Source organism: ANME-2 cluster archaeon (assembly GCA_014237145.1).
Lineage (GTDB): Archaea > Halobacteriota > Methanosarcinia > Methanosarcinales > Methanocomedenaceae > Methanocomedens_A.
Map to the genome: position 1 here is coordinate 19,553 of JAAXOC010000038.1, position 24,910 is coordinate 44,462.

24 protein-coding genes and 1 tRNA gene are annotated in these 24,910 nt (G+C 43.3%); 12 read left to right on the top strand and 13 right to left on the bottom strand.

Features of this window, described 5'->3' with window-relative positions; genetic code table 11:
- Window positions 1-132: 132 nt before the first annotated feature.
- The 4 genes from HF974_05100 to HF974_05115 all read left to right on the top strand — a co-directional run bounded on the left by HF974_05100 (window position 133) and on the right by HF974_05115 (window position 4,207).
- Complete coding sequence (locus tag HF974_05100; GenBank protein MBC2697718.1) at window positions 133-498, top strand: glycosyltransferase; 366 nt, start codon at window positions 133-135, stop codon at window positions 496-498.
- 220 nt (window positions 499-718) lie between these two features.
- Complete coding sequence (locus HF974_05105; protein MBC2697719.1) at window positions 719-1,027, top strand: hypothetical protein; 309 nt, start codon at window positions 719-721, stop codon at window positions 1,025-1,027.
- A 587-nt stretch (window positions 1,028-1,614) separates the two neighbouring features.
- Window positions 1,615-1,785: a hypothetical protein gene (locus HF974_05110; protein MBC2697720.1), complete on the top strand. Its 171-nt coding sequence runs from the start codon at window positions 1,615-1,617 to the stop codon at window positions 1,783-1,785.
- Between the two features lie 445 nt (window positions 1,786-2,230).
- A complete protein-coding gene (locus tag HF974_05115) occupies window positions 2,231-4,207 on the top strand; it encodes a potassium transporter KefB (GenBank protein MBC2697721.1) in 1,977 nt (658 codons plus the stop codon).
- 453 nt (window positions 4,208-4,660) lie between these two features.
- Here HF974_05115 and HF974_05120 read toward each other — a convergent pair whose 3' ends face one another.
- Window positions 4,661-5,038 carry a DUF86 domain-containing protein gene (locus HF974_05120; GenBank protein ID MBC2697722.1) on the bottom strand — a complete coding sequence of 126 codons (378 nt, stop codon included), beginning with the start codon at window positions 5,036-5,038 and terminating at the stop codon, window positions 4,661-4,663.
- Window positions 5,039-5,086: 48 nt separating this feature from the next.
- Window positions 5,087-5,494, bottom strand: coding sequence for a nucleotidyltransferase domain-containing protein (locus HF974_05125; GenBank protein ID MBC2697723.1), 408 nt, complete (start codon window positions 5,492-5,494; stop codon window positions 5,087-5,089).
- A 755-nt stretch (window positions 5,495-6,249) separates the two neighbouring features.
- Between HF974_05125 and HF974_05130 the strand changes: the two genes are divergently transcribed.
- On the top strand, window positions 6,250-6,456 hold the full coding sequence (locus tag HF974_05130; protein MBC2697724.1) for a hypothetical protein: 207 nt from the start codon (window positions 6,250-6,252) through the stop codon (window positions 6,454-6,456).
- Between the two features lie 171 nt (window positions 6,457-6,627).
- Here HF974_05130 and HF974_05135 read toward each other — a convergent pair whose 3' ends face one another.
- A complete protein-coding gene (locus HF974_05135; GenBank protein ID MBC2697725.1) occupies window positions 6,628-8,214 on the bottom strand; it encodes a hypothetical protein in 1,587 nt (528 codons plus the stop codon).
- A gap of 491 nt (window positions 8,215-8,705) precedes the next feature.
- Here HF974_05135 and HF974_05140 point away from each other — a divergent pair, with 491 nt between their 5' ends.
- The 3 genes from HF974_05140 (at window position 8,706) to HF974_05150 (ending at window position 10,115) form a co-directional block, all read left to right on the top strand.
- Window positions 8,706-8,948 (top strand): AbrB/MazE/SpoVT family DNA-binding domain-containing protein, encoded by a 243-nt coding sequence (locus HF974_05140; GenBank protein ID MBC2697726.1) that lies wholly within the window; start codon window positions 8,706-8,708, stop codon window positions 8,946-8,948.
- Window positions 8,945-9,346, top strand: a complete 402-nt coding sequence (locus HF974_05145; protein ID MBC2697727.1) for a type II toxin-antitoxin system VapC family toxin — start codon at window positions 8,945-8,947, stop codon at window positions 9,344-9,346. The genes HF974_05140 and HF974_05145 overlap by 4 nt, the downstream gene beginning before the upstream one ends.
- A 130-nt stretch (window positions 9,347-9,476) precedes the next feature.
- Window positions 9,477-10,115, top strand: coding sequence for a metal-dependent hydrolase (locus HF974_05150; protein MBC2697728.1), 639 nt, complete (start codon window positions 9,477-9,479; stop codon window positions 10,113-10,115).
- 29 nt (window positions 10,116-10,144) lie between these two features.
- On the opposite strand, the gene HF974_05155 is transcribed toward HF974_05150, so the two are convergent.
- Window positions 10,145-10,217 (bottom strand) — tRNA-Asp (locus tag HF974_05155).
- Between the two features lie 349 nt (window positions 10,218-10,566).
- Between HF974_05155 and HF974_05160 the strand changes: the two genes are divergently transcribed.
- The 3 genes from HF974_05160 to HF974_05170 are packed head-to-tail and all read left to right on the top strand — an operon-like array spanning window position 10,567 to window position 13,045.
- A complete protein-coding gene (locus HF974_05160; GenBank protein MBC2697729.1) occupies window positions 10,567-11,475 on the top strand; it encodes a zinc ABC transporter solute-binding protein in 909 nt (302 codons plus the stop codon).
- 2 nt (window positions 11,476-11,477) lie between these two features.
- Window positions 11,478-12,230 carry an ABC transporter ATP-binding protein gene (locus tag HF974_05165; GenBank protein ID MBC2697730.1) on the top strand — a complete coding sequence of 251 codons (753 nt, stop codon included), beginning with the start codon at window positions 11,478-11,480 and terminating at the stop codon, window positions 12,228-12,230.
- Between the two features lie 11 nt (window positions 12,231-12,241).
- Complete coding sequence (locus HF974_05170) at window positions 12,242-13,045, top strand: metal ABC transporter permease (GenBank protein ID MBC2697731.1); 804 nt, start codon at window positions 12,242-12,244, stop codon at window positions 13,043-13,045.
- A gap of 500 nt (window positions 13,046-13,545) precedes the next feature.
- On the opposite strand, the gene HF974_05175 is transcribed toward HF974_05170, so the two are convergent.
- The 7 genes from HF974_05175 to HF974_05205 form a co-directional block, all read right to left on the bottom strand.
- Window positions 13,546-14,031 (bottom strand): DUF3368 domain-containing protein, encoded by a 486-nt coding sequence (locus tag HF974_05175; protein ID MBC2697732.1) that lies wholly within the window; start codon window positions 14,029-14,031, stop codon window positions 13,546-13,548.
- A 5-nt stretch (window positions 14,032-14,036) separates the two neighbouring features.
- Entirely contained in the window at window positions 14,037-14,303 is a 267-nt protein-coding gene (locus HF974_05180; GenBank protein MBC2697733.1) for a UPF0175 family protein, read from the bottom strand.
- A 396-nt stretch (window positions 14,304-14,699) separates the two neighbouring features.
- Complete coding sequence (locus tag HF974_05185; protein MBC2697734.1) at window positions 14,700-17,168, bottom strand: VWA domain-containing protein; 2,469 nt, start codon at window positions 17,166-17,168, stop codon at window positions 14,700-14,702.
- Window positions 17,165-19,072, bottom strand: a complete 1,908-nt coding sequence (locus tag HF974_05190) for a hypothetical protein (protein MBC2697735.1) — start codon at window positions 19,070-19,072, stop codon at window positions 17,165-17,167. Before HF974_05190 ends, HF974_05185 begins: the two co-directional genes overlap by 4 nt.
- Before the next feature lie 5 nt (window positions 19,073-19,077).
- The gene (locus HF974_05195) at window positions 19,078-19,935 is read right to left on the bottom strand and encodes a DUF58 domain-containing protein (GenBank protein MBC2697736.1); all 858 of its coding nucleotides are present in this window, start codon (window positions 19,933-19,935) and stop codon (window positions 19,078-19,080) included.
- Window positions 19,936-19,963: 28 nt separating this feature from the next.
- Window positions 19,964-20,935: a MoxR family ATPase gene (locus HF974_05200; GenBank protein ID MBC2697737.1), complete on the bottom strand. Its 972-nt coding sequence runs from the start codon at window positions 20,933-20,935 to the stop codon at window positions 19,964-19,966.
- 98 nt (window positions 20,936-21,033) lie between these two features.
- On the bottom strand, window positions 21,034-21,903 hold the full coding sequence (locus tag HF974_05205) for a hypothetical protein (GenBank protein MBC2697738.1): 870 nt from the start codon (window positions 21,901-21,903) through the stop codon (window positions 21,034-21,036).
- Window positions 21,904-22,258: 355 nt separating this feature from the next.
- Between HF974_05205 and HF974_05210 the strand changes: the two genes are divergently transcribed.
- Entirely contained in the window at window positions 22,259-22,645 is a 387-nt protein-coding gene (locus HF974_05210; protein MBC2697739.1) for a DUF1699 family protein, read from the top strand.
- Window positions 22,646-22,712: 67 nt separating this feature from the next.
- Here HF974_05210 and HF974_05215 read toward each other — a convergent pair whose 3' ends face one another.
- Together HF974_05215 and guaA are read right to left on the bottom strand one after the other, a co-directional pair.
- Window positions 22,713-23,717 carry an archaeosine biosynthesis radical SAM protein RaSEA gene (locus tag HF974_05215; protein MBC2697740.1) on the bottom strand — a complete coding sequence of 335 codons (1,005 nt, stop codon included), beginning with the start codon at window positions 23,715-23,717 and terminating at the stop codon, window positions 22,713-22,715.
- A 144-nt stretch (window positions 23,718-23,861) separates the two neighbouring features.
- Entirely contained in the window at window positions 23,862-24,776 is a 915-nt protein-coding gene (guaA, locus tag HF974_05220; protein MBC2697741.1) for a glutamine-hydrolyzing GMP synthase subunit GuaA, read from the bottom strand.
- Between the last annotated feature and the right edge of the window lie 134 nt (window positions 24,777-24,910).

Genomic DNA, 24,910 nt, shown 5'->3' on the forward strand with positions numbered 1-24,910 from the left:
TCAATACCTGAATAGTATTTAACTCTTTTTATTATTAAAATAACAACCGATATGTTTTAATTATTATTACAAAAACTATATGTATTATAACTACACATGATAAATATTCAGTGAATACAGCATATATCTGGTATGTTAAAAATGAAGGAAACAAAATCAATTTTCCCGGTATGCCATAATCTGATTGATGCGGTAATTTTTGATAATGACAATAAGACATGCATTGAAAAGAACTGCAAAGACCATGGAACGTTCAGGGATGATAACATAAATATAAAGAGTATACCTAAGAATATGATATATACAGGTAATACACCTTATATTAAAGCAGTTCTGTCTGCCAGTGATATATTCTTTTTTCCTTCCATACATGAGACTCAGGGTCTTGCTATTGTTGAAGCAGAAGCCAATAGCCGCCCAATTGTTTCAAAATCTGCCTGTATTCAAAGAATGGCTGACCCATGGGTGCGACTGCGTGATGGGGACATGTGTAAATGATTTTGCCGCGCATATACAGACATTAATTGAAGATGAGGATTTTGCAGTTAGGTTAGGGAGGGAAGCTCGTAGATCTGCTGTGAAACATCATGATATTAATAGGACATCCAGATCACTGGCTGGAATATATGAAGAGCTATAGGGTATCACAACCATTCGTGCGAAAATGCATAAAAATATTAATAATTAAACATCTAACATAAAATAGGAGTTTTTGTATATGATTGAAACTATCAGGAAATTGGGTCTTTTGGGAATTGGTGCCTGGGCACTCACTGAAGAAAAGATCAACGAAATCGCAAAAGAACTTGTTGATAAAGGTGAGATTAACAAGGAAGAAGGCAAGAAATTTGTAAAGGAACTTATTGACGAACAGAAGAAACAGAAAGAGGATCTCGAAAAAAGGATATCCGAAAAAGTGAAGGAAACGTTCAGCAAGGCTAAAACTGAAACAAAGGAAGAGATAGAACGTCTTGAGAGAAAGATTGACAAGCTCGAAGAGGCAATAGATAAGAAACTCTCAGAATAATTCTCCCAATCACAGTAATGTTGCAATTGATACTGCAATGTTACTGTAATCTTTTATAGCAAGTTGAAGGTTGACACGGGAATTGTTAACTCGCTACTTTAATATTGTACGTATTGACTATTTTTACCAAATACACAAAAACATTAGTTAGTATTTATACAGTATGCAACTCAGTAGCTTACACTTTTTTATATTTCGTTATCTTAAGACGATATAAATCAACTATTTAGAAATAAACCTTCATGCCCCATCCAATACATTCATGAGCATAAAAATGCTATTTTCACAGCAACAAAAATCAATTTATATATCCTTCTGTAGCTAACATTTATAAAACTTCACTACCTTAATAAATTCTTCGATTTCATATATTTCATAGTTTAGATATAAAAAATCATAAAAAAATATAGATGGGATGAATGTTTATGGGGAATGTTTGTTACTTACAGGAAACCATATTGAAACTATTCTTAGAAATTAATTTGAATTTATCAAAACCATTAAGAATGTCGCTTTCAAGTTTAATTGTCTGTTTGCTGGAAAAAATGAAGCACATATTTCGAAATTGAGTGAGCCCCTATCTGTTAATGGTACAAGTGTTACAGCTTGTGCACAACGGATACGGCGGTTTTTATCAACAGAAAGATATTGCCTACTATGACGGTTATACCGTTGATCTATTTATTACGTCCAAATCTCTCGAAACTTTCTATGATTGTGCTGACAATGGACCGCACCGACTGGAAAAAACGCTGTAAATGCATCAACATCCTATCGGTTGCTGTCAGTTATCAAGGGGCGTGCCATAACGTTATTTTGGATTGTTCTAGATTGGAAAGGAAATAGCTCCTTTGATCACTGGAAATATGTCTTGACACCAATTACTGAAGGATTACAGCAGATGTGGTGGCTTTCTGGCATATCCATTATTGTTGTTGCGGATAAAGAATTTGCCAGTCCAAAACTGGCAGAATAGCTTAAAAATACATATGGTGTGGACGCAACGCTACGAATAAAATCAAGCATGTACTTGAATGGCGATAATATGCCGGAAATAAAAAAGAAGAAGCAAAATTATTGCGGACAGTAATTGTTAGACAACCTCTATAACGGGAAAAGGAGCATCGTCAAAAGAACTTTTAAATTAGTTGACTGAAGTGGTGTAGTTATTTAAATATATAAGATATTACAAAATAGTACGATGTGACTTTAGAAACTGTTGCAATATTAACCGATTTTGTATTGATCTTCAGCCTGTCAATAGGCATTGTTTTCTTATTTCATAAACTGCGTATCGTCCCTATTGTAGGATATCTTGTCACAGGTGTGATAATCGGTCCTTCCGTAATTGGTCTGGTAAAAGACCAGACAATGATCGAACTATTTGCTGAGATAGGGGTCATACTATTACTGTTCACAATAGGTATCGAGTTTTCACTACAAGAATTGATAAGATCCAGGAGAACTATCGTGATGGGGGGTGGGATGCAGGTGCTCCTGACCATTGTAGTTGTGACTTTGATCGCACTTGCGGCAGGACAATCCATGGGAATTGCGATATTCCTAGGATTTTTAGTATCAATGAGCAGCACAGCCATTGTACTCCGTATACTGTCTGAGAGGGCTGAAATGGAGAGTCCGAACGGAAGAGTTACTATTAGTATTCTGATATTCCAGGACCTGGGCATCATCTTGATGGTCCTGCTTGTACCATTGCTTGCAGGTACTGCCGGCACATCGTCATCTGCAATGATATTCTCGATACTAAAAGCTCTTGCAATCGTTTTATTATTAATAGTAGCAGGAAGGTTCATTGTACCCACCGTATTATACCACATTGTCAGGACCCAGAACAGGGAACTGTTCCTCCTGGGTATGATCGTGATCTGCCTGGGTACGGCTACATTGACCTCTATGGCAGGATTATCCCTTGCCATAGGGGCGTTCATAATTGGTTTGATCATCTCGGAATCTGAGTTCTCCCATCAGGCGCTCAGCGAGATACTGCCCCTCAGGGACGTGTTCAATAGCCTGTTCTTTATATCAATAGGCATGCTTCTGGACCTGGGATTTGTACTGGATAATTTTTCAATTATACTGTATGTAGTTATCATAATTATCCTGATCAAGTTCATGCTGACAATGATCACTACCGTTGTATTGAAATATCCCATACATACCGCCTTCCTTGTAGGACTTTCCCTTGCCCAGATCGGTGAGTTCTCTTTCGTGCTCTCGTTGATAGGTATCCAGCATGGCCTGTTGAATAATGATATTTACCAGGTATTCCTGGCCTCTGCTATACTGACCATGATAGCTACGCCATTCATGATCCAGATGGGGCCAAGGATAGAGGACTTTATAACCCGTCATGGTAAGGAATCTGATCACATCCGGAAAGAAACAATAGGGTCTAAAATTGAAAAACATGTGGTTATCGCTGGCTACGGTATAAACGGAAGAAATCTTTCAAGTGTGCTTTCTGCTGTAAAAATCCCCTTTGTAGTGGTGGAAATGAACCCTGAAATTGTGATATCTGAAAAAAGGAAAGGTCTGCCCATATTCTATGGCGATGCCTCAAAAGAGGATATCCTTAAACTTACTAATATCTCAAAAGCAAAGATACTGGTTGTTGCCATATGTGATGCTGCACATACCCGCATGATGGTCAAGAATGCACGTAAACTGAATCCCGGAATCTATATAATTACCCGTATACGCTATGTCAGCGAACTGGAAGAACTATACGAACTGGGTGCAGATGAAGTGATACCGGCAGAATTCGAAACTTCCATCGAGATATTTTCCAGGGTGCTGTCAAGGTATCTTATCCCAAAGGAAGAGATCCAAAAGAATGTTGAAAGGGTGCGAAAGGATGGATATGAAATGATCAGGGATATATATCACCGACCCAGGTCTCTTGATGATCTGGGACATCACCTGACAAACATTGAGCTCGAGACTTTCAGGGTGATGGGGGGATCAATTGCCGATGGAAAAACCCTGGCAGAACTGAACTTAAGGAAGCAATGGGGTTTCACAGTGCTGGCAATCCAGAGGGGAAATGATGTGCTGAACAATCCTGATGGGGAGGATAAACTCCTGGAAGATGATATTGTTGTCCTTATGGGAAACAGGGAAAGACTTCATGATGTATCTTCAGTTTTTGCTGCTTCATGAATGTGAATGCTCTATATTCAGTTCAGGAAGACCAGATATGTCAGTTGTTCCACATAAGATATTCCAAAGCCCTTTGGTCATCGATAATTTGCCTTAGTCAAATGGATTCTAATCCAATTTATTGGTATATAAACAGGTCAATATGGCTGAGATGGTTATTTTCAGGAATGAGGATATTTTAGCCATATATGGTCTGGGGTCATGCCTCATGCTTACTATTCACGATCCAACCAGTTAGCTTTTGATCCACAAATACCATTGAAGTTGAATTGATGAAGTGAATGACCTTAGATTTCGTTACGCTCTGTCAGGGGCATCGGGGAGGATGAAAAAAACCGGGAGAATTGTTGGGATGATTAAGATAGTTAAAGGAGTGGTTTGAGAGCAGTGGAATGTTTGGAGATGTAATTTCAAAAAAACAAAAGCCTGAAACTTCATTCTAAACTAATGATCTTATTTTTCCAAATACGATTCAATTGTACTTTTAAACACATAAAAATCATCAAGATAATTGGTTAAGTAATAGTAGACCATATCATCAGCCAGGTGTGGATAACGATGAATTAAAACATTTCTAAATCCCTTAAGGTTTTTCAGTTTGTCACCAAATTCACTGGATATGACCAATTTTCCTACCAGTATATCGAAAATGCCTTCTTCGCTTGCAGGCAGGCCAAATTTTCCAGCAGAGACTATCATTGCCGATACATCGATTAATGATTCGATGGCCACCTCGATCGTCTTTTCGCATGCCCGCCTCCTAATTAAGTGCTGTAAATATTCTTCTTTATCTGGTAGCATTTCCTTGAGTTCTTCGACGTACCTTGTCATCTCATCAAGTTTCGAAAATATGCGCGTCCTGTCTTTTTGTTGTATGCATTACACCCCCAGACCTGAATAATACATATCAAGACGCGGCTTGAAATGCTCAAATTCCCTGATAGTTCTTAGAAAAGTGCAGAATAGTTCCCTGTAGCCCTTATAATAAATAACATTGCCAGACGACACAATGTCTTTCTGGATGTAGAGCGGTAGATCCTGGAAGGTTTGAATATCAAATTCATTGCTGACCCTGCCAAGAACCTTCACCCTGAAATCAAATCTTTCTTTCTTATCACCCTCATAGAACACAGCCAGGTCGATATCAGATAATTCTGTCATTTCCCCTTTTGCTGCAGAACCATATAAAACGACAAACCGTACCTTATCTCCACCAATAGTTTTAATTTTCTCGACCACACCCGATATACCAGATACCAGATTGCTCTTTAATGCCAATACTGCCATAAATTACCTTTTCTGATGCTTATTACAAGATTTACCTGATTATTACTATCTATTTCATTCCATAAATTTGTTTGCTCGTAGCACCGATATAATATCCCTGCCTCATACATGTTATACATTTTCCGCTACCTATTGCATACATGGAAAGGCTCAATACATCGTGAATCTTTTTTTGACAACTAATGGGACTAAATAGCAGCAACAATGAGTTTTGAGTGCATCGTTTCAGTCAGGTAGTGTAGGATGATGAGGGAAACCAGGAGAATAGTTGGGAGAGGTAAAGGAATGCTGCTGGATTGGTGGAATGTTTGAGTTTTTACCAAGAACTTATGTTGAAGCTATTAATCATTTTAACCTGGAAGTGAATTGCCCTAGATAATATCAGTCCGGTATGAACCAGCAAAGGAATAGGGCAAATGCAACTAACATAAACTAATTTATGCTGGTACTGCTTGTTATAGTAATGAGGTTAAATAATAGAACTGAGTCACAAAAAACTTGGAATAAGCATTATTGGAAACAGAATGACTCCTGAGATAATGCTTCTTGCAGGCTGTCCCAAAACTAAAAGCGTGTGTACAAATCAAATGAAATCTATCTCATCTGGGATAATAACATTGAATTATAATCAATAATTGCCCAATTATGATAAAATATAGCCGAATTGTATAATATAAATTGGTTTTGGGACAGCTTGCTTGAAAGTTTTTGCGAATATCTTGAGCGTTTACCTGAAAACATTCGGATATCTATCAGTGAGGTCAGCTCATTCAAATCCCTTGTTATATGTTGAATTGTACAGGAACAATCAAATAACTCTTGGTAAATTTGCTGAACTTGCAGGAGTGCCCATCCATAATGCTGCAAAAATTCTGGAAAGCCAGGGCATTACACCCGAACTTGGAAGCAGCACAATAAAAGAATTGGATGAAGAGATAAAGATTGCCAGAAGGATCGGGTAGCCTGTATGATAGTGTTGAACAACACTATACTAAGTGTATTCAAACGACTTGATGAAACCAATCTGTTAAAAGAGCTACTGTTAGGCGAGGTTCTACTTCCAACAGCAGTCGTGAAAAAATACCTTGAGATTGAAAAAGAAAGTGAACTGAAAGGATTTACGAAAATTAAAGCTATTTCCCGGATTTACCCATCCATTGCTTTATTAAATAGATCATTGATACAGCGAGCAGTATCATCACCACCACTATTAAGAAATTTATGATTGTTTTTGATGATTTATTCTCTGTTATGCCCAGGTTCCAGTCATATAGAAAGACTTCAGTATAGTATGCTGCAAGCTTTGGATTTTCGATTATGATGCCGATCTCTCTGTTATAGGTAGGGCTATGTTTGTTCCAGTTTATCGAAGAGATCAGTACCCTTTGGCCGTCAACGATCACACCTTTATTGTGAATTTTTGTAATTCCATCCCGTTTCACAAGCCGTGCTTCAAGGTTCAGGTTCTCCTGCGAAGCGAGATCGTTCAGATAGTTGCAGAGTTCATCATTATCATTCTCCTCGTTTGTGTTGTACCACATTGAATCAAGGAGGACTTTCACTTCCACACCCTGCATTGCAGCATTGATCGCAGATTGAAGGTAAGGGCTCTCATCGTTTCTCCAGTCCCTTCTTATATACGCCTGCTCGATATAGAGCGTCTTTTCAGCAGAGTTTATCGTTTCGATGATCGTTTCATAATGGAGGGTATTGTCAGGTCCGATAATTATGCTCGCTGTGAACTCACCGTTTATATCCTTTGCTTCAAACACCGTATGCCCGATACGGTCACCTGGCTCATCCGAATCTGATTTAGATCCCTGCGGCAGGTCATTGGGACTAACCTTTATTCCATGTGCCCAGTCATGCTCAAACACGGAAGACATATCATGGAATATCTCCCTGTCGCTTATGACAACACCCCAGCCGCGATTTCCGATGGAACCATCTGGCGGATAACCACCAATGTTCCAGTTCTCAGAACCGAGAATAAGGGTATCGCTGTCTATCAGTGCGTACTTTGCATGGTTCAGCCGGTAAAGCGAATCATTACTGAAACGAACCTCTCCCCCTTTTTCTATGATGTGCCTGAGTATTTTGACTTCATAATCGCTGATACCGCCAACAGGACTGCCCTCGATGAGAATATACACAGTTCCACCTCGACTGAGCAGATCTATCACCTCACGTTCAATATCCTGGCTTTCAAAGAGATAGACATTCACTTTGAGAACGGATGCACTCCGGATCTCCTTTTGAAGAATCTCAAGACTGCAATCTGGCGACACAAAGACTGTGACCTCGCCTGAAAATGATTTAGAAGATGGCATAAACTCTGACTGCCCGCGGTAATACTCTTTAAGAGGCAGCCACTCATATGCAGTATCAGTGTCATTATCAAGATAGAAGCGCCTGAATATGCGCTCTTCAGAAGCGCTGCCAAGAACGGAACCCTGCCAGCCTTCCCCTTCATACTCAGAGCCTCTGTAAATGACACAATCCACCATGCGTGACGTACTATCGAGAAGTATCACCTCGTCTCCACTGTTACTGAGCTGGATCCCATTTGCCGGAAGTTCGATTTGGTAGTTCGATTCCGGATCAAGAATTGTTCCACTAGGAATTTCAAACTCTCCCTCAAGGTCTGTGAGAGTAAAACCGGATATATCAATTCCCTGACCTGTCGGGTTGTAGATAACCACATACTCGCCCTGATCCATCAGAGCTTGTGGATTTGGAAGAAACTCGAGTATTACCGGATGTGTGATGCCGGATGCTGACGATGGATTTATGGCAGATGTTGCGAGAAGAAGAGCGCATAGAAGTATAACGAAATTAAATCTAATAATGCATCCCTTCCTTAACTACCAGGAGTTGACTATTTCTATTTGCATGCAGACACATCGTCTAAGAACTTGCTTATTAATTTATTAGCTTTCCCATAGCAATCTCTTATCTGCTCAGTCAGGGCAGAGAATTGATATTGCCAAAAATATAATCACGTTTAAGACTGCACTTGATAAGATGGTGGTCATTTTTTCGCAGGACTACCTCGACCATGTTAAACACTTCTGCGAACAGGGCAGGTGTTAGACTAATATGTGCACCTATGTCTACCTCGGACTTCTACAACGAACTGATTGTGAATATTGGATACACTCTAAACATGTATAAATACAAGTTATACCTATTACTTAACAGGGATTGTAGCATGGAATCTATAATGAAAGTTGGTCCAAAAGGGCAGGTAGTGATTCCCCATGAATTCAGGCATGCTTTGCATATCTATCCTGGGTCAAGGGTACTGTTCAAGCTAAAAGACAATAAACTGGAAATAGAAAAACCACCGATAGATGCGGTTTCTGTTTTCAGGGAGACCGCAAAAGGCATGGGCAAACTTAAATTAGAGCCTCACGAAGCATATGAAGAAGAACTGGAAGAGAGGGTAAATTGAACTATCTGGATTCCAATCTTGTCATCTACGCCATTCTTGATGATACAGAACTTGGTGAATGGTCGAGAGGGGTACTGGAAAGTGTGCAGAATGCACAAATGCCAGCCTGCACGTCTTTTTTAACATTTGATGAGGTTTTTTACAAGGTAAACAAGATTAAAGGCATAGACATTGCAATTAAAAACCTTGAAGCGTTTCTATCTATGCCAAATATAAGATTCATTGATGTCTCCGACATCATAATATGGAAAGCTCTCGAACTTATCAAAGAATATAAGCTTCTCCCAAGGGATGGCATCCACGCAGCAACTGCTTTTATTGCAGGTGCTGAGACCATAATTTCGCAGGATGCGGATTTTGATAATATTAAAGGTCTGAAAAGAAAGTGGATGATTTAAGTGACCAATTCTGTAAAATGATATGTTAGCGACGTCACAGTAGTGAATTGGTAAAGCAGATAGTGGAAGATGAATTTGCATCTATAACAGCTTCACAAGTGCTAAATATGATCTTTTTAATCTGAATGTTATGAAAATAACATACTTCGGGCATTCGTCTTTTTTGATCGAAGACCTGCTAACAGACCCGTTTTTAAGCGGCAATCCCAAATGCAGGACAACACCTGATGAGGTCAGTTGTAACATTATCTGCCTGACCCATGACCATGATGACCATCTGGGAGATGCCTTTGAGATAGGAAAACGCAATGATGCAGTGATTGTTGCCATTCATGAAATTGCGAAATATGCTGATTCGGAAGGGTTGAGAACCGAAGGGATGAATATCGGCGGCACAATAACTGTCGGTGACTGGGATATCAAGATGGTGGAAGCACTGCATTCTTCAAACATGGGTCATCCGGCAGGATTTATCCTTAAGCACAGGGAGTTCAACAAGACCATATACCATGCAGGGGATACAGGGCTGTTTAGTGATATGAGATTGACAGGGGATGAGGGGATTGATATTGCCATGCTCCCGATCGGGGATCGGTACACCATGGGAATCAAGGATGCGCTGCGGGCGGTTGAACTGATAAGGCCTGAACTTGTTATTCCCATGCATTATGGGTCATTTCCTGCGATATCAGTGAATCCCTGGGATTTCAAACAGGATTGCCCGGTCAAGGTTGAGATATTCAAGCCGGGTGAGGAAAAGAAATTATAACTCATCTCTAAGGTGCAAAAATAGAAAAACGCCCGGACCGGGATTCGAACCCGGGTCGGAGGCTCGACAGGCCTTCATGATAGTCCCCTACACTATCCGGACGCTGTGAAATCCGTGTATACACACGATGTTTCGGGTACTTCTGAATGCGATTCATTACATTTAAGCCTTACGTTGGACCACTGATATCTAACATATCAGTGAAAAATATGAGCTGCTGATAAGTGAAAATAAAGTGATTGAACTGGAAATGAATCCCATAGAACCGGAGTCGATGGAAAGACTTAATAAAGGTCTTTATAGACTAAACACGTTTGACATCCGTGGTCCGGATGGAAACTGTACAATGTAATGTTTGAATAGCAAGTGATTATGTTTAAATTGGCAGGATAACTTGAATATCCGCAACTCATATACTTGCACATTATCCTTAAAGTGGGTGGCAATCAAAATGAATTACAAAATACTGCACGTCATAATACTTCTCATTGCAGTCGTTCTGGGCAATGCATGTATAGAGAAAGCCCAACCGCAAAGCAGCCAGGAAAAGCTAATTGTTGTGGTCAGCATCCTGCCGCAAGCTGATTTTGTGGAGCAGGTCGGCGGCGATAAAGTGGAGGTCATTATCATGATATCACCAGGGGCCAGTCCGGCTACCTATGAGCCCACTGCAAGTCAGCTAAAGGCAGTCAGCAGTGCCAAAATGTATGCCAAAATCGGATCGGGGCTTCCGTTCGAAGAAGTCTGGCTGGATAAGATCAGGTCCGTCAACCCGGATATGCTGCTGGTTGACACATCAGAAGGTATCACACTAATAGCAATGGAAGAACACCATCATGATGAAGAAATTTCCGGGCATGATGGTGACATAAGTGGTATGGATCCACATATCTGGTTATCTCCTGAGAATGCAAAGATCCTGGTGCAGAATATTTGTAATGGCCTGGTCCGTGTCGATCCAGCCAATAAAACGTATTACGAACAGAATAAAGAGCATTATATCCATGATCTTGAGGCCCTTGACTTAGATATCAACGAGTCCCTATCAGGTTTAAAGAACCGTACCTTCATGGTTTTCCATCCCTCCTGGGGCTATTTCGCACGCGACTACAACCTGACAATGATAGCGGTTGAGGTCGAGGGCAAAGAACCAAGTGCCAGTGACCTGGAGCATCTGATTAAAACTGCTAAAGAGAAAAATATCAGGGTTATCTTTGTCCAGCCCCAGTTCAGTACAAAGAGTGCAGAAGTAATAGCAAAGGAAATTGGAGGTAATGTTGTACCTGTAGATCCTCTGGCAAAAGACTATATAACAAATCTGCGCAAAGTTTCTAATACAATTGCTCAAGGTCTTACATGAACATGACTGCCGATGTTGTCGTTATCAAGGATGTCTGGGTGCATTATGACAGTATACCCGTACTCGAAGAGATAAATCTTGTTATAAAAGAGCACGATTTTTTAGGCATCATAGGAGTGAACGGGGGAGGAAAGAGCACTCTACTTAAGGTTATATTAGGATTGATCAAACCCAGCAAAGGGACAGTCAGGGTGTTTGGTGATATGCCTCAAATATCCAGGAAATACATTGGATATGTGCCTCAATACAGCCTTTTTGATCTGGAATTCCCTGTGAGCGTCTGGGAAGTTGTTTTAATGGGACGTCTGGGCCATACCGGTATGTTCAAACGATACAGTGAAGATGATAAAAAAGCGGCTTTGGATGCACTTGCAAAAATGGATATGCTTGAGTATAAAGAGAGACAGGTAGGAAAACTCTCAGGTGGGCAGCAGCATAGAGTTTTCATAGCAAGAGCACTGGCTGCCAATCCGAAATTGCTTCTCCTGGATGAACCTGCAGCAGGTATAGATACGATCATACAGGAAGAATTTTATGAATTGTTAGAAAAACTAAAAACTAAAATGGCGATTGTTTTAGTATCGCACGATATCAGTGCGGTTTCTGTTTATGTGGATAAGATCGCCTGCCTGAACCACAGGCTGTATTACCACGACTCAAAAGAACTGACTGCTGAGGATCTGGAAGCTACGTATCATTGCCCTGTCGAGCTGATCGCTCACGGTGTTCCGCACAGGGTACTGAAGAAACATTGAAGGGTTTTTACATGATGGAACTGCTGCAGTACGAATTTATAAGAAATGCTATCATGGCCGGCATACTTGCCAGTATTTCCTGCGGGATTATCGGGGTTTATGTGGTAGTGAAACGGATCGTCTTTATCAGCGGCGGGATCGCCCATGCATCGTTTGGGGGAATCGGACTTGGCTATTATCTCGGGATCAACCCTATTCTTGGAGTGCTGCCGTTCAGCATTGCTTCTGCACTGAGCATGGGGTGGGTGAGTAAACGATCCAGGCTCCCGGAAGATACTGCTATTGGGATATTGTGGGCGATGGGAATGTCTATCGGGATCATCCTTGTCAGCTTGACGCCGGGCTATGCTCCGGACCTGATGACATATCTGTTCGGGAATATCCTGACAGTGCCGTTCTCTGATATCGTCCTGATGCTGGTACTCGATGCAATAATTATCCTGGTGGTGTATTCGTTTTATAAGGAATTCCTTGCACTGTGTTTTGATGAGGAGTTTGCAACTGTGCGCGGCGTTCACGCAGAGCGCCTGTACCTTATCCTGTTATGCCTTATTGCTCTTACCATTGTGGTACTGATACGTGTGGTTGGTATAATCCTGGTCATTGCCCTGTTGACGATCCCTGCGGCTATGAGCCGGCAGTTTACCTCAAATCTTAAAAAGATGATGATGCTTTCTATTCTGTTCGGTGCGGTTTTCAGCAGTGGCGGGATATGGCTGTCGTATCTGTTCGACGTGCCGTCGGGGGCTACGATCGTTCTGGTCATGTCTGTGGTTTACCTGCTGTATTCACTTGTGAAAGGTATCAGCAGTTGAGCTGCTATCCGGTCCTGACATCCATGCGCTGAGCATGGGTTGGAAGTGGAGTGTGCGGGCGGTGGCCTCGGGTGTTGATGGGCGCAGCCGGTGGCGGGAATGGCTGTTAAAATATATAATTAATTAAATATTATACTGTAAAGTACGTAAAATTAAAGCAACATTGTCTTTACGGACTTTGCGGTGAAAAACTTAACAGTAACCTTCAATCAGCGTGTATCTGCGGTTCACATTGAAATGCTGTCCAGCCAGTTTTTCTACAAACAGCGTGGTCACATAAATTTGATTAAGTTCCCCACCACATCCACCACCTCAATCAGCCCCTCCTTAATGAACCGCTCAATCTCATCCCGCTTCTTATTCATAATGTAGTAAATTCCAAAATCAATATCCGCAGAATCGAACTGGAATAGTTTCCCTAATATATTCTGAAGTTTCCCCTTATAATTATCTGCTATATCCCCTCATTCCCTCCAAGTATAAATAAATTTAATCTGCACTCAAGTAGTATTATCGGATAAAACCCATTCTTCAAGATCATCTGTGAAATACAATACCTCATGAAGCATTTCAACTGATTGTCTCAATTCATTCTTACCAATCAAATTCCTTTTACGGGCCAATCTCAAAATCCCCAGAGTTCCAATAACATCCAGTCCAAGTTCTTTAGCGATTTTTCTTGGCTTGAGGTCATCTGTTACAATTAAACATTTTTCAGATATGCAAATTGCAATTGCATATCGTTCTCCCGGCCCCAGAGCTTTCGGTAAGCTCTCTGCATACTCAATATCCTTTTGAGTAGACTTGATCACTTTAATCTGACCCTTTTCAATGCACTTTTTAATCCTATCCACTCGGTTTGATTTTTTAGCCTTCAGCACACCTTCATAATAAACACATTCAGGTATATGGGTATCTCCAAATAATTTTAAAGGGATGTTGAGTTTATCGATATGCGCTAAGGCTGAAAGAGCAGTGTTATCCAAAATGATCATTTAAGATACTTCTCTGCCATATTTTCTTCTTCCTTTGCCTCAGATATACCCAGTAGCGAGTAAATCTTCATTTTTCTATTTTTAAGTTCGCTAATAAAATCCTCAAAGGGCATATCAGCGAGTTCAGCGGCTTTTCCCGAAGATATCTCTCCTTCCCGGTATAATTCAGTTGCAATGAGGATTTTGCTTTCTTTTTCAATGCTTTTATGCGCTCCTATGATGCTTATTATATCATACGGGAGTTTAACATTTACATTTGACAATTTTTCACCTTCTATTTATGAAACACGTCACCATAACATAAATGTTTATTCTTAACCTCCCAACAACGTATTTCTGCTTTTTCGATTCACTTCTTATAGTTCCTGCCATCCCATCCATCCTTGCATTCTCCTACCGCCTCGGCATCTGCACTTTCCCTGCCACCGCAGCCCGTCAGGGCGGCATGGTGGCAGCCAGCCTTGTGGATTCGTGCGGGTGGTGGCCTTGGGTGTTGAAATATAAAATTTATGAAATATTATACCGCAAAGCACGCAAAGTTAAGGTTACAACGTCTTTGCGAACTTTGCGCCCTTCGCGGTGAAACAGTGAACGGTAACCTTAAACCTGCATCCATCTGCGGCAAATATTTTATTGATATTATGCAGCAGACTATAATATCACCGTTCCCTACCCTTGCGCCTCGTCTTAATATCAATAATACCCTTTGCCCGTCTCATAATCACTTCTCCCAGGAAGACCAGTAGCGCAGTAATCAGGAACAGCCAGCTCAGGCTCACATGTTCTTCACTTGTCATGATAGAGTTCTTCCGGATATCGCTAAACAGCAGTGACCTTGCCTGGTCAACATTGTAGACCCCGCCGCCGTTACGCTTCACAGCTTCTAGGAAGTCAGGGTCGTTGCCTACGTCCCTGTATTCCAGGGGATAGTTCACTGCAGCCGTATCTTCCAGCGTAACACCACCGGCCGATACTTCCAGGTAGAACAGACCTATGTGGTCGGGTTCTATCACTCCTTCGTAAGTACGTTCCCCGGTCTGGCTGACCGGCACATCCTGCCCGCCAAATACCACGGCTGGCATTTCGTCACTCCGTATGATAACGGTTCCAGGGGAGCCAAGGTTCATATCACCTGAATAGACCACAATACCATCTTCGGGCCTGGGGTCACCAACAGCCCAGTTGACCATACTTGGGAACAGGCGGGCATTCTCTCCCGAGTACAGTGCACCGCCCCACAGGTTGCCGTTATCCGAACTGAGGCTTACCACCCGCCCCATGCCGAACTCCCATACTGTGACCACGGGTTTGCCCATACTTGTAGTGACCAGCCGTCTGGCACCTACCTTCTGGGTAACGTCATTGTAACCAGAGATGCTGCCTGAGATGTTCAGGTAACGTGTGATGAAATGCTCCTCGTCCAGCCGGACGATGGCATAAGCATCGAGTCCGTCCTCTGGCAGGTCAGGGGCTTCCTGGCCGAACGTTAGGTCAAGCCGCTGGTCAACTTCAAGCTGGATAAAATCGCCTCCAGCCTGGTCGGCAAGCACTTTCAGGAAATAGTCACCCCTGTTATTATCGGTCTTTACCTCACGTTCCTTTACCACATTGGTCTTTATCATCACAAAGATCATTTCAGTGACAGTGGTATCCATGCTTAAGATCTCTATTTTGCTATCCTCGAAACTATCCTTCACAGCCCCGTCAGAGAACACAAGCATATATTTCTGGCCGCTGGTATTATCCAGCATCCGGGCAGCAGTGATAATACCTTCATCCATGGATGTGCCGCCATACCCGGTCTTTAGCTTTGACACCCTTTCCATCAATGCATTACGGTTAGCATGGCTGGACATGGGCAGCACCCCGTTACTTACCGAGATGGCATCTCCGCCATAAGCCACCACACCCACATTTGTATCACTGCCCATATCCCCCAGCAGTTTGATGGCCATGGCCTTTTCATCGTCCAGCGCCTCATGGGCGCTGATACTGCCGCTGATATCCAGCACAAGCACCACATTAACACTGCCTGCATAGGCACTGGAATACGATTCTACAGGTAGTATGGCCTCAATAGATGAATCCAGGTAGTCACCATAATCATAACTATTATCGCCCCCAACCACGAGCAGCCCGCCTCCGCCTGCAGTATATTCCCGCAATTTCCCGATGGAACTGGCTGATAACCGGCCATCATTGATATTGTCCAGCACCACGGCCTTGTAATCAGTCAGGTTTGCATCATCAAGGGAGGAAAAAGTGTTTGTTTCGTACAGGTTCCTGAGTACCTTGTAAAGGGGTGAATCTGCATCAGGTGAGACCAGTAATATCCTGGGTTTGGGTACAACATAGATGGTCTTATTGAACACATTGTTCCCGGCCCGCATATCATTACCAGAGTATATCCTTGCAGTGATCAGATGCGGTCCCAGCGACTGGAAGGTACTTGAGAAACCTACAATCTTTATGGGATTGGTCTGGGTCACAGTCTGGCTGGATACAGGACTACCGTCCACCTCTATGGACAGCTTGTAGGTGGTATTGCTCTCTGCCTGCCTGACCTCCACACCAACAAGGTTCTCGTTACCAAGCACTGCGGTCCTGGCACCCGTTATCTCAACGCTCAAGTCATTCTCCTTCGGTGCCTGCGTCACAGCATATACGACTGTGCCGGTGCCAGAAACAAAATCAATTGTCTCGGCCAGGTCGCTGCCAAAGTTATTGTTCCCGTCAGAGACCACAATAATATGGTCGTCGCCTGTAGACGATGCCAGTATCTCATCACCAATATCAGACCGTAAACCCCCCATCTTCTCCATCCTGGCAGGAGTGGTATCCTGCAATTTATCAAATATCCCCTGTGCTGTACCGCTTTCGAATATATCCATACTTTCGGTCTCATCAGAGAGCACAGCAATGGTAGGTGTTTCATTGATCTCTGTCACAGTCACCGGATTATACGGCCCGGACAGTGCAACTACCAGCAGGGATACAATGATTATACGGCTCAGTATCAGGCTGCGCCTGGCCCCTTTATGTATCAGGACCCAGCCAATGACAATGACAGGGAGCACACCCAGCAGGTATTCAATATTCTCAAAGGCTATCGGAACAGAGGCTGTCATGACAGCTCCCTCCTGCGTTTAATGATAATAAGTTCAAGTATGATCAGGCCCAGTACCACCCAGATAAGATATGGGGTAATATCTTTTTTCACGTCCACACGGACCACTTCCGGTCGTTCAATGTACCTGCTGGTGACACTACTTGCGTCCAGGGAAATTTCATTCACATCAGATTCACGGGCATCGTACAGGTTTGCAGCTATCACCTGCGGCCCGATATGGTATAACCCGGCCTGGTCCACCCACAGGCTGGATGAAGTAAGAGTGCTGCCGTCGGGATAGGTAATTGTTTGCGTGGAAGGCATCCTGATAACAGTGCCTGTCCTGATATTGTGCTCGCTACTGTCAGTGCCCCCAAGCCAGTTAAGCATCTGCTTCCAGAAGATAGGGAATTGCGGCGTGGCTGCAAACCCTGACCAGGCATCATCGCCTGTGACATCGTTTAGCCCCAGGTAAACAACGGTCCCCTCACCCTGCCTGCGGTAGGAGAGTATAGGCGAATCGTCGGAAGCCTCCATCAATATAGTAGCATCTTCGGGTGCACTTCCCCTGATATGCCGTACTACCTCCAGGTCCACCTTCGGGTCATCCTCCTGGTCCTTCATCGGGATTCCGGCAGTTACCGGGTTTTCTCGGACCACCTTTAGGTCGGTCTCATTTGACATGCCTGTAATGTTAATTGGCAGCAAGCTGCCTCCTATAAGTGTCAGGCCAGGTGATGCAGTGGCGATCACCACACCCCCACTGTCCACGAATCCGGTAAGTATGGCCGCAGGGTCAGGACCCAGGGAATTATTATCCACCATTCCCAGGATAACAATTCCGTAACCGGACAGGTCCTGCGGCAGGGATGAACTGTATTCAACATCTCCTGCAGGTAGTAACAACTCCAGGGCAGTCATGGTGGCAGTCCTAGTATGAGTCCCGGTGGCAGTCTGCTCCCTGGTATCCACCAGTAAAACACGTCCCTCTGCGCCCACCGGGATATAAACGTAAGCAGTATCATCGATATTCAGCTCACCGCCGCCAGTGATGGTGATTTCGGTTATTCCGGTTTTCAGGTTGGGCACAATGTATGCACGGGTACTGCCTGCAGGGATGCTGAGGGTACCGCCTCTTTTTTCATTACCTGTCCTGATATCCAGTGACACCGTAGCCTTTCGGTCGTTGAAGTTCTTTACAGCCAGGTTCAGGTTGTATGCCCCATCCTTCACTTCAAGCCAGCCATTCACAATGCCAATATTATTACTCTTCCCGCCCACCTGTACGAACTCCACCCTTACCCCGTTGTATTCTGCCAGACCCTTTTCCACCAGCGGGTCATTCCCGCTCCATGTAGCAAAGTCAGAGAATACTATAACGGTCCCGCCAGATCCTGCCAGCCGCTGGCTATAGGTTATGGCGGCGGCGATATCGGCTGATATCGCCCGCTGGGGTGTAAGGGCGATGACCTCCTTTGCCCGGGTTTTGTCACCTTCTTTTAATGCAAGTACAGGAACATTTTGCGCCCATACCACGCTGTTTACAGCCGAGAGCCTCTCTACTGCCATGGCTTTTGCCTCATCCAGCCTGCCGCCTGCCTGCATGCTGGCCGAGTTGTCTATCACAATAACCGTATGCTGGCCAGATACTTTCTCCTCCATGATATAGGGGGCGGCAGCGGCAAGGCTTAACAGTATCAGTACAAGCAGTTGTATTAAAAACAGCGGGTCACGGATGAGCTTTCTCAGCAGCAGTGATAGTTTATTGCGCTGCACCTCACGTTTTAAGAAGAACAGCAGTGAAGGTATATCAAGATCAATGGTCCTGGGGCGTAGCAGGTATAGGATTATCAGCGGGATGATACTGGCCAGGGCCAGCAGTGCCAGCGGACTGGAGAACAGGATATCAGATATGGCAGCCAATAATATCATCTCCCGTGGATGGTCCTGTAGATTGCCTCAAGAATAGGCAGGTTGGTTTGAAACGTAAAGAAATCAGCACCCAGCCTGTCGCACTCATATTTCAGGGCCGCATTGTGGGACTGCAGTTCACTACCATATTCCAAAACAAGGCCGGTATTGATATCTGTGAACATCTGCTCTTGGGTCTCAAGGTCACGTAGTTTAACAGCTCCCAGTTCTGCCAGTTCAATTTCTCTTGGGTCCAGCACCTGGATAACGATCAGGTCATGCCGTCCCAGTCTGTACAGGGCAGGCTTGATATCATCCAGCGGTGCAAGAAAATCAGAAATGATAATGACCCTTGATTTTGATTTAATAACACTGCTATACTGCTGTACTGGCTCGTTAAATCCTGTGGAACCGCCGGGTTTAGTGGCATTCAACTGATCGATTGAGGCCAGCAGGTTCACCCTCCCCCTGCCTGGTTTGGATATATTGATATCGTCAGTGAATGTGGATATAGCGAACTTCTCGTTATCCTTCATGACCAGGTAGGCAAATCCCAGTGCCAGCATGGCACCATATTCGTATTTGTTCAACCCTTCAGCAGGATAATCCATGCTGCCACTGGTATCAAGCAGGATATGGGTGACCAGGTCCCGGTATTCCTCGAACTGCCTGACATACAGTTTCTCGGTTCGCGCATATACCCTCCAGTCTATTGTCCTGAAATCGTCTCCCCTTTCATATTCACGGAAACCATAGGCATCTGTACCCCTTCCCACCTTTGTGGAACGCCGGGCTCCTGTATACTGGCTGGATACCCTTTTTTGTGCCACAAAAGAGAAACGTTCAAGTTCGCGTAGGAAATCGGTCGATATCATGCTGGTCAAAGGATCCGGACCTTATTCATTAGAGTATTTTGGCGTGTTTAATGATACCATCGATCACATGTTCAAGGGTTACGCCCTTACGCTGGGATTCGAAGTTCAGGATGATCCTGTGTTTTAATACAGGATAGGCCATTTTCACCACATCCTCCTCACTGACAAAGTTGCGCCCGTTGATCAGTGCCCTTGCCTTGGCTACCAGGATAAGCCCTATACTGGCCCTGGGTGAAGCACCGAATTCAATAAATTCAGCATCTTTCCTTGTCTGGATAACAATATTGATGGCTCTCTTTTTCATTTCATCTGAAATGGGCACGTCCCTCACCAGGGTCTGGAGTTCAAGTAGTTTATCCCTGGTCAATGTCCTGCTGACGCTGGGAACCACATTCTTGGTGTATCTCTCCACGATCTCATCTTCTTCCTCAGATGTGGGATAGTCCAGGTTGATCTTCAGTAAAAAGCGGTCCAATTGGGCCTCAGGCAGGGGGAAGGTTCCTTCCATTTCAATTGGGTTCTGGGTGGCCAGTACAAAGAACGGTCTGTCAAGCTTAAAGGTCTCATTGCCAACTGTAACCTGTTTTTCCTGCATGCTTTCCAGCAGTGCGCTCTGGGTCTTTGGTGATGCCCTGTTAATTTCATCGGCAAGTACGATATTGGCAAATACAGGCCCGGGTTCGAACCTGAATTCCTTGCCGCCGCCCTTTTCTTCCACCACATAGGTACCTGTAATGTCGGACGGCATCAGGTCGGGAGTACACTGTATTCTTTTGAATTTCAGATCAAGTACTTGTGAAATGGTACTGACTGTAAGTGTCTTACCAAGCCCGGGATTGCTCTCGATAAGGGCATGCCCGTCGCACAGGATGGCGATCAATATCTGGGTCACTGCCTCCTGCTGTCCCACGATCACTTTTCCTATCTCGTCAAAGATCGACTGGAATATGTCGCTGGAACGCCGGTATGTATCTGACCGGTCTACGGTGTTTTTATTCATTCAATACCTCGCTACATTCTTTATTTATTCATTAAATCTATCAATTAAATTATTCATTAATATATCAGTTATATTATTCATTTGATGTATCAATTCTATTAGTGTTGGCTCAGCCGGATGGCATATTCCTTTATCAGGTCCCTGTCCAGGATGGACAATTGCTGGAGCAACTGGTAGCTCTCATCAGCAGCAGTTGAGGATTCCACATCAACGGGATAGGTCTGGGACGGTACGAACTGGATATCATCATCCTGGCCGACATGCCGTATGATGACAGAGGTCCCGATACCCGGAATTATGACCAACTCCACATTTTCCCCTTCGATGCTGGCAATTGATGTTTCCCCGTATATCTCTTCATCCAGTCCTCCGACAGGAGAAGTTGTCTGGTTGTCTTTGAACGCAAGAGTACTGTCAGGCAGTTTACCTCCCAGTTCATCCACCAGACCGGTAATATCTTCAGGGGTAATGTCCACATGGGTCTGGGTGGTAAATAGTCCGGCTGACACTATCGTCAGCATGACAGATGCTATTATCATAGTAAGCAGATGCCGCCTGTCAAGGAATGAGCCTGCATCCACGGCCTTTAATTTTGAAGTTACCTGGTTCCTGAGGTCGACCGCCACCAAATTATCGTCGTTTCTTGTGTCGTAGGCAGCCTTGAGCCTTTCCTGCATCCATTCATACCTGGATTCGATCATCCCGATTGTGTCAATGGCAGGCTTTCTTATATACAGTATAATGACCAACACCGCCGAGACCAGAATCGATAATGCCATTACCAGTATCTCGTCAAGGGAAATTGCATCTACAATATAGTATTCAATATATTGTGAGAACAGTGAAACGACATTGAAGTAATATGACAGGGTGTAGAGTATCAGGGCGAGGGCTATAAAATCTACCAATTTGTAATAGAACCTTTGCCTGTGGAATGCCTGGGATATTTTTTCAATATCGTCGTACATAGGACCCTCGAATGTTGATATAGACTTAATGTGTTATTATTTCTATATGTTGTAAGTAACATCATAAAGGTTTATCTTTAAGTACGGATGAGCTTGTAGTTTGCAATAACAGCATCAATACCAAAGGTTATATTCTGTTTGCAGTTTATGTGCTATGGAATTAATAAATGGTATTACTTATGTAGCAAGAAACAATTTAATATGGAAAAATATACTTATAATGGGAAATATTATTATAAAGGAATATATTTAAATAATTTGTTGACATATATATTTCATGTTTGTGTAATAAATTGTATCGCAATTGTGTAACTAATTATTTATTACAATATGATAAAAAGTAGGTGAATATAAAATGAAAATAAGAGTAGTCAGTGCAAAAGACGAGATTAGTACCATTGGAGAAGAGGAGATTGTCCACTTGGCATTCAGGCCGTCTAACAAGGATATTTTCACCCTTGTCCAGACATGTAATAACCTAAAGGCCATTCATATACCAAGCTCGTATAACAAGACAATATCCAAATCCATCCAGATGTTCCTTGATATGCAGAACATTGCCCTTCTTGAAGGCGATGTATGGGGTCACAGGAAGGATATCAATGAATACTATGAGATCAAACCACAGATATTTGACCGCATAGAGGATCTCAGGAAGGAAGGAAACTCAAATGATGAGATACTGGACCGCCTTGGTATGGAGACCAGGCTCAGTAAAGATCTTATCAGGTTCTTAATCTAAAGTACAAAACAACAAACTGATATTCCGGTGTTTACCAGAATTATCATTTTTTATATTTTTTATATTTTTATTTTACAAGAAACGAGCCGAAGGCACAATCCTCAAGTTCAACCACTTTTTCCCATAAAGAGTAACATTCACATTCAAGCCAGGACAATGCCTCAATATCCTGGGTGATTGAAAAATCACGCAGTGCCTGGGCCACATCACTGTCACAATTCCTGCAATTATGGGGTCCCCTTTTCGTACCGCCAGCTACCGGGTCAGATACTAATGTAAGTCCAGGGAATTTCTCCTTTGCAGTTCTAAGAACAAATACAGCACTCCAAAGCCATGGAGGCCGGTAATCCCTGCGGTTGTACAGTTCTTCAACAATTGTACCTTTCTGGATATTGGTCAGGTTCAGGGAGATGGTAGTGGCATACGGCGCAGCATCTGATATTGATGCCAGGGAATCCTCGATTGCTGTTTTCTCAGACAAAAACGGGGGTTTTTGCAACAGGTACGCTTTGGTGGATACTCCCATCTTCGAAGCTATCTCCGAGGCCCTGGTAAAGTCATTAAAAGTAAAACCCTTGTTTATACAGTCCTTGCGTATAGTATCACTGCTGGTCTCAAGTCCGATTGCGACCTCGAACTTTATGTCATATTTTTTAAGTATGTCAAGAATGTTACCAAGAATTTTTTCATTAACAAACTCAGGCCTGGTCTCTGCCATGATCTTTTTTATAGAACCGGTTTTTCCTATTCTTTCCATCATTGCATTTCTTACCTCTTGGGATACCTCCCTCTCATCAAGAAAACTGCCTGATGTAAAGATCTTTAGCAGGGATGTTCCGGTTCCCATTTTCTCCAGGGCATGTTCAAGCTGGGACAGCAGGTCACCTTCTAAGGGGGGTTCATCTGCAGCATCATTGAAATATCCGCACATTGTGCACCCGCTTTTACGGCTCCAGTAGCACCCAATGGTACGAAAGATCACAGTCATTGAATCAACTGCCGTTCCTTCCTGCGGGTCGCGTCCGGTCCAGACTGCTACTGGCATACCAGGAGAATATCGCTTTTTTTTCATGGTAAAACACTCAGAATGTTATTTTTCATGGAATATACATATCAGCTATGGTTTTTAGCTATGGTTTTGGCCTAACTTGACCTGGTACCACATTTGGGGCAGATCTTCCAGCATGTATCCAGTTGTTCAACATTCTCTTCATCTTCATTCAAATTCGATGGTAGCCGGAGGTTTTGGTGAAATATCATAGACTACCCTGGCAACACCCGGGATCTCACTGGTTATTAGTGATTCAATTTTTTTCAATGTCTCCCAAGGGAGTTCCATTGGTACGGCAGTCATACCATCTCTGGATTCCACTGCACGCACTGCTATGATCCAGCCGTGGATGCGCTGGTCACCTTTCACCCCGGTCCCTTTTCCAAGCAGGGCTGCAAAGGTCTGCCAGGGTTTGAACTTCTCAAGCAGTTCATTTTCAACGATGGCATTTGCTTCCCTGACAGCGGCTATTTTTTCTTTTGTAACTTCCCCGATTATCCTCACAGACAGGCCCGGCCCAGGGAAGGGCATTCTCTTTGATATCTCGTCGGGAAGTCCAAGGGCATGGGCCACTTCCCTTACCTCATCTTTATACAATTCAGATACGGGTTCAATTATTTCATCAAAATCTATGACTGATGGTAATCCACCGACGTTATGGTGCGATTTGATCCCGCCTTCGGATTCGATCCTGTCCGGGTAGATAGTACCCTGGATGAGGTATCTTGCATTGAGTTCCCTGGCCTCTTCTTCAAATACCCTGATGAACGTCTCACCTACAGCCATGCGCTTCTCTTCAGGGTCGGTAAGTCCTTTCAATGCTTCTATAAACCTATCACCGGCGTCTATCACCTGGAGGTTCATATCTAAAAAGACTTCCTTGATCTGCTGTGTTTCCCCTTTTCGCATCAGGCCGGTGTCAATGTAGATCGGTGTCAGCATGTCCCCTATGGCTCTATGAGCAAGGACGGCACATACTGAACTGTCCACACCACCAGAAAGTCCGATAATGGTCGGTCCGTCAATACTTGTTTTTAATTGTTTTACTGCGTTTTCAATAAACTTATCCACTTTAACCATTGGATATTTTCCCCGGATATATATTTTTATTAATAAGATCTTGTAGATACTACAATACTTCTCAGTTAATATTTAATTTCATTTACTCAATCAAATTCTTATGTAATTTATGATATTTAAACGATAACTCGATT

Excerpts from the sequence above, each read along its gene's own strand:
- HF974_05160 (MBC2697729.1), top strand. The coding sequence starts at position 10,567 with ATGAATTACAAAATACTGCACGTCATAATACTTCTCATTGCAGTCGTT.
- HF974_05100 (MBC2697718.1), top strand. The coding sequence starts at position 133 with ATGTTAAAAATGAAGGAAACAAAATCAATTTTCCCGGTATGCCATAAT.
- HF974_05205 (MBC2697738.1), bottom strand. The coding sequence starts at position 21,903 with ATGTACGACGATATTGAAAAAATATCCCAGGCATTCCACAGGCAAAGG.
- HF974_05150 (MBC2697728.1), top strand. The coding sequence starts at position 9,477 with ATGAAAATAACATACTTCGGGCATTCGTCTTTTTTGATCGAAGACCTG.
- HF974_05165 (MBC2697730.1), top strand. The coding sequence starts at position 11,478 with ATGACTGCCGATGTTGTCGTTATCAAGGATGTCTGGGTGCATTATGAC.
- guaA (MBC2697741.1), bottom strand. The coding sequence starts at position 24,776 with ATGGTTAAAGTGGATAAGTTTATTGAAAACGCAGTAAAACAATTAAAA.
- HF974_05195 (MBC2697736.1), bottom strand. The coding sequence starts at position 19,935 with ATGATATCGACCGATTTCCTACGCGAACTTGAACGTTTCTCTTTTGTG.
- HF974_05105 (MBC2697719.1), top strand. The coding sequence starts at position 719 with ATGATTGAAACTATCAGGAAATTGGGTCTTTTGGGAATTGGTGCCTGG.
- HF974_05215 (MBC2697740.1), bottom strand. The coding sequence starts at position 23,717 with ATGAAAAAAAAGCGATATTCTCCTGGTATGCCAGTAGCAGTCTGGACC.
- HF974_05140 (MBC2697726.1), top strand. The coding sequence starts at position 8,706 with ATGGAATCTATAATGAAAGTTGGTCCAAAAGGGCAGGTAGTGATTCCC.
- HF974_05210 (MBC2697739.1), top strand. The coding sequence starts at position 22,259 with ATGAAAATAAGAGTAGTCAGTGCAAAAGACGAGATTAGTACCATTGGA.
- HF974_05135 (MBC2697725.1), bottom strand. The coding sequence starts at position 8,214 with ATGGATCAGGGCGAGTATGTGGTTATCTACAACCCGACAGGTCAGGGA.
- HF974_05110 (MBC2697720.1), top strand. The coding sequence starts at position 1,615 with ATGGTACAAGTGTTACAGCTTGTGCACAACGGATACGGCGGTTTTTAT.
- HF974_05185 (MBC2697734.1), bottom strand. The coding sequence starts at position 17,168 with ATGACAGCCTCTGTTCCGATAGCCTTTGAGAATATTGAATACCTGCTG.
- HF974_05200 (MBC2697737.1), bottom strand. The coding sequence starts at position 20,935 with ATGAATAAAAACACCGTAGACCGGTCAGATACATACCGGCGTTCCAGC.
- HF974_05120 (MBC2697722.1), bottom strand. The coding sequence starts at position 5,038 with ATGACAAGGTACGTCGAAGAACTCAAGGAAATGCTACCAGATAAAGAA.
- HF974_05125 (MBC2697723.1), bottom strand. The coding sequence starts at position 5,494 with ATGGCAGTATTGGCATTAAAGAGCAATCTGGTATCTGGTATATCGGGT.
- HF974_05170 (MBC2697731.1), top strand. The coding sequence starts at position 12,242 with ATGATGGAACTGCTGCAGTACGAATTTATAAGAAATGCTATCATGGCC.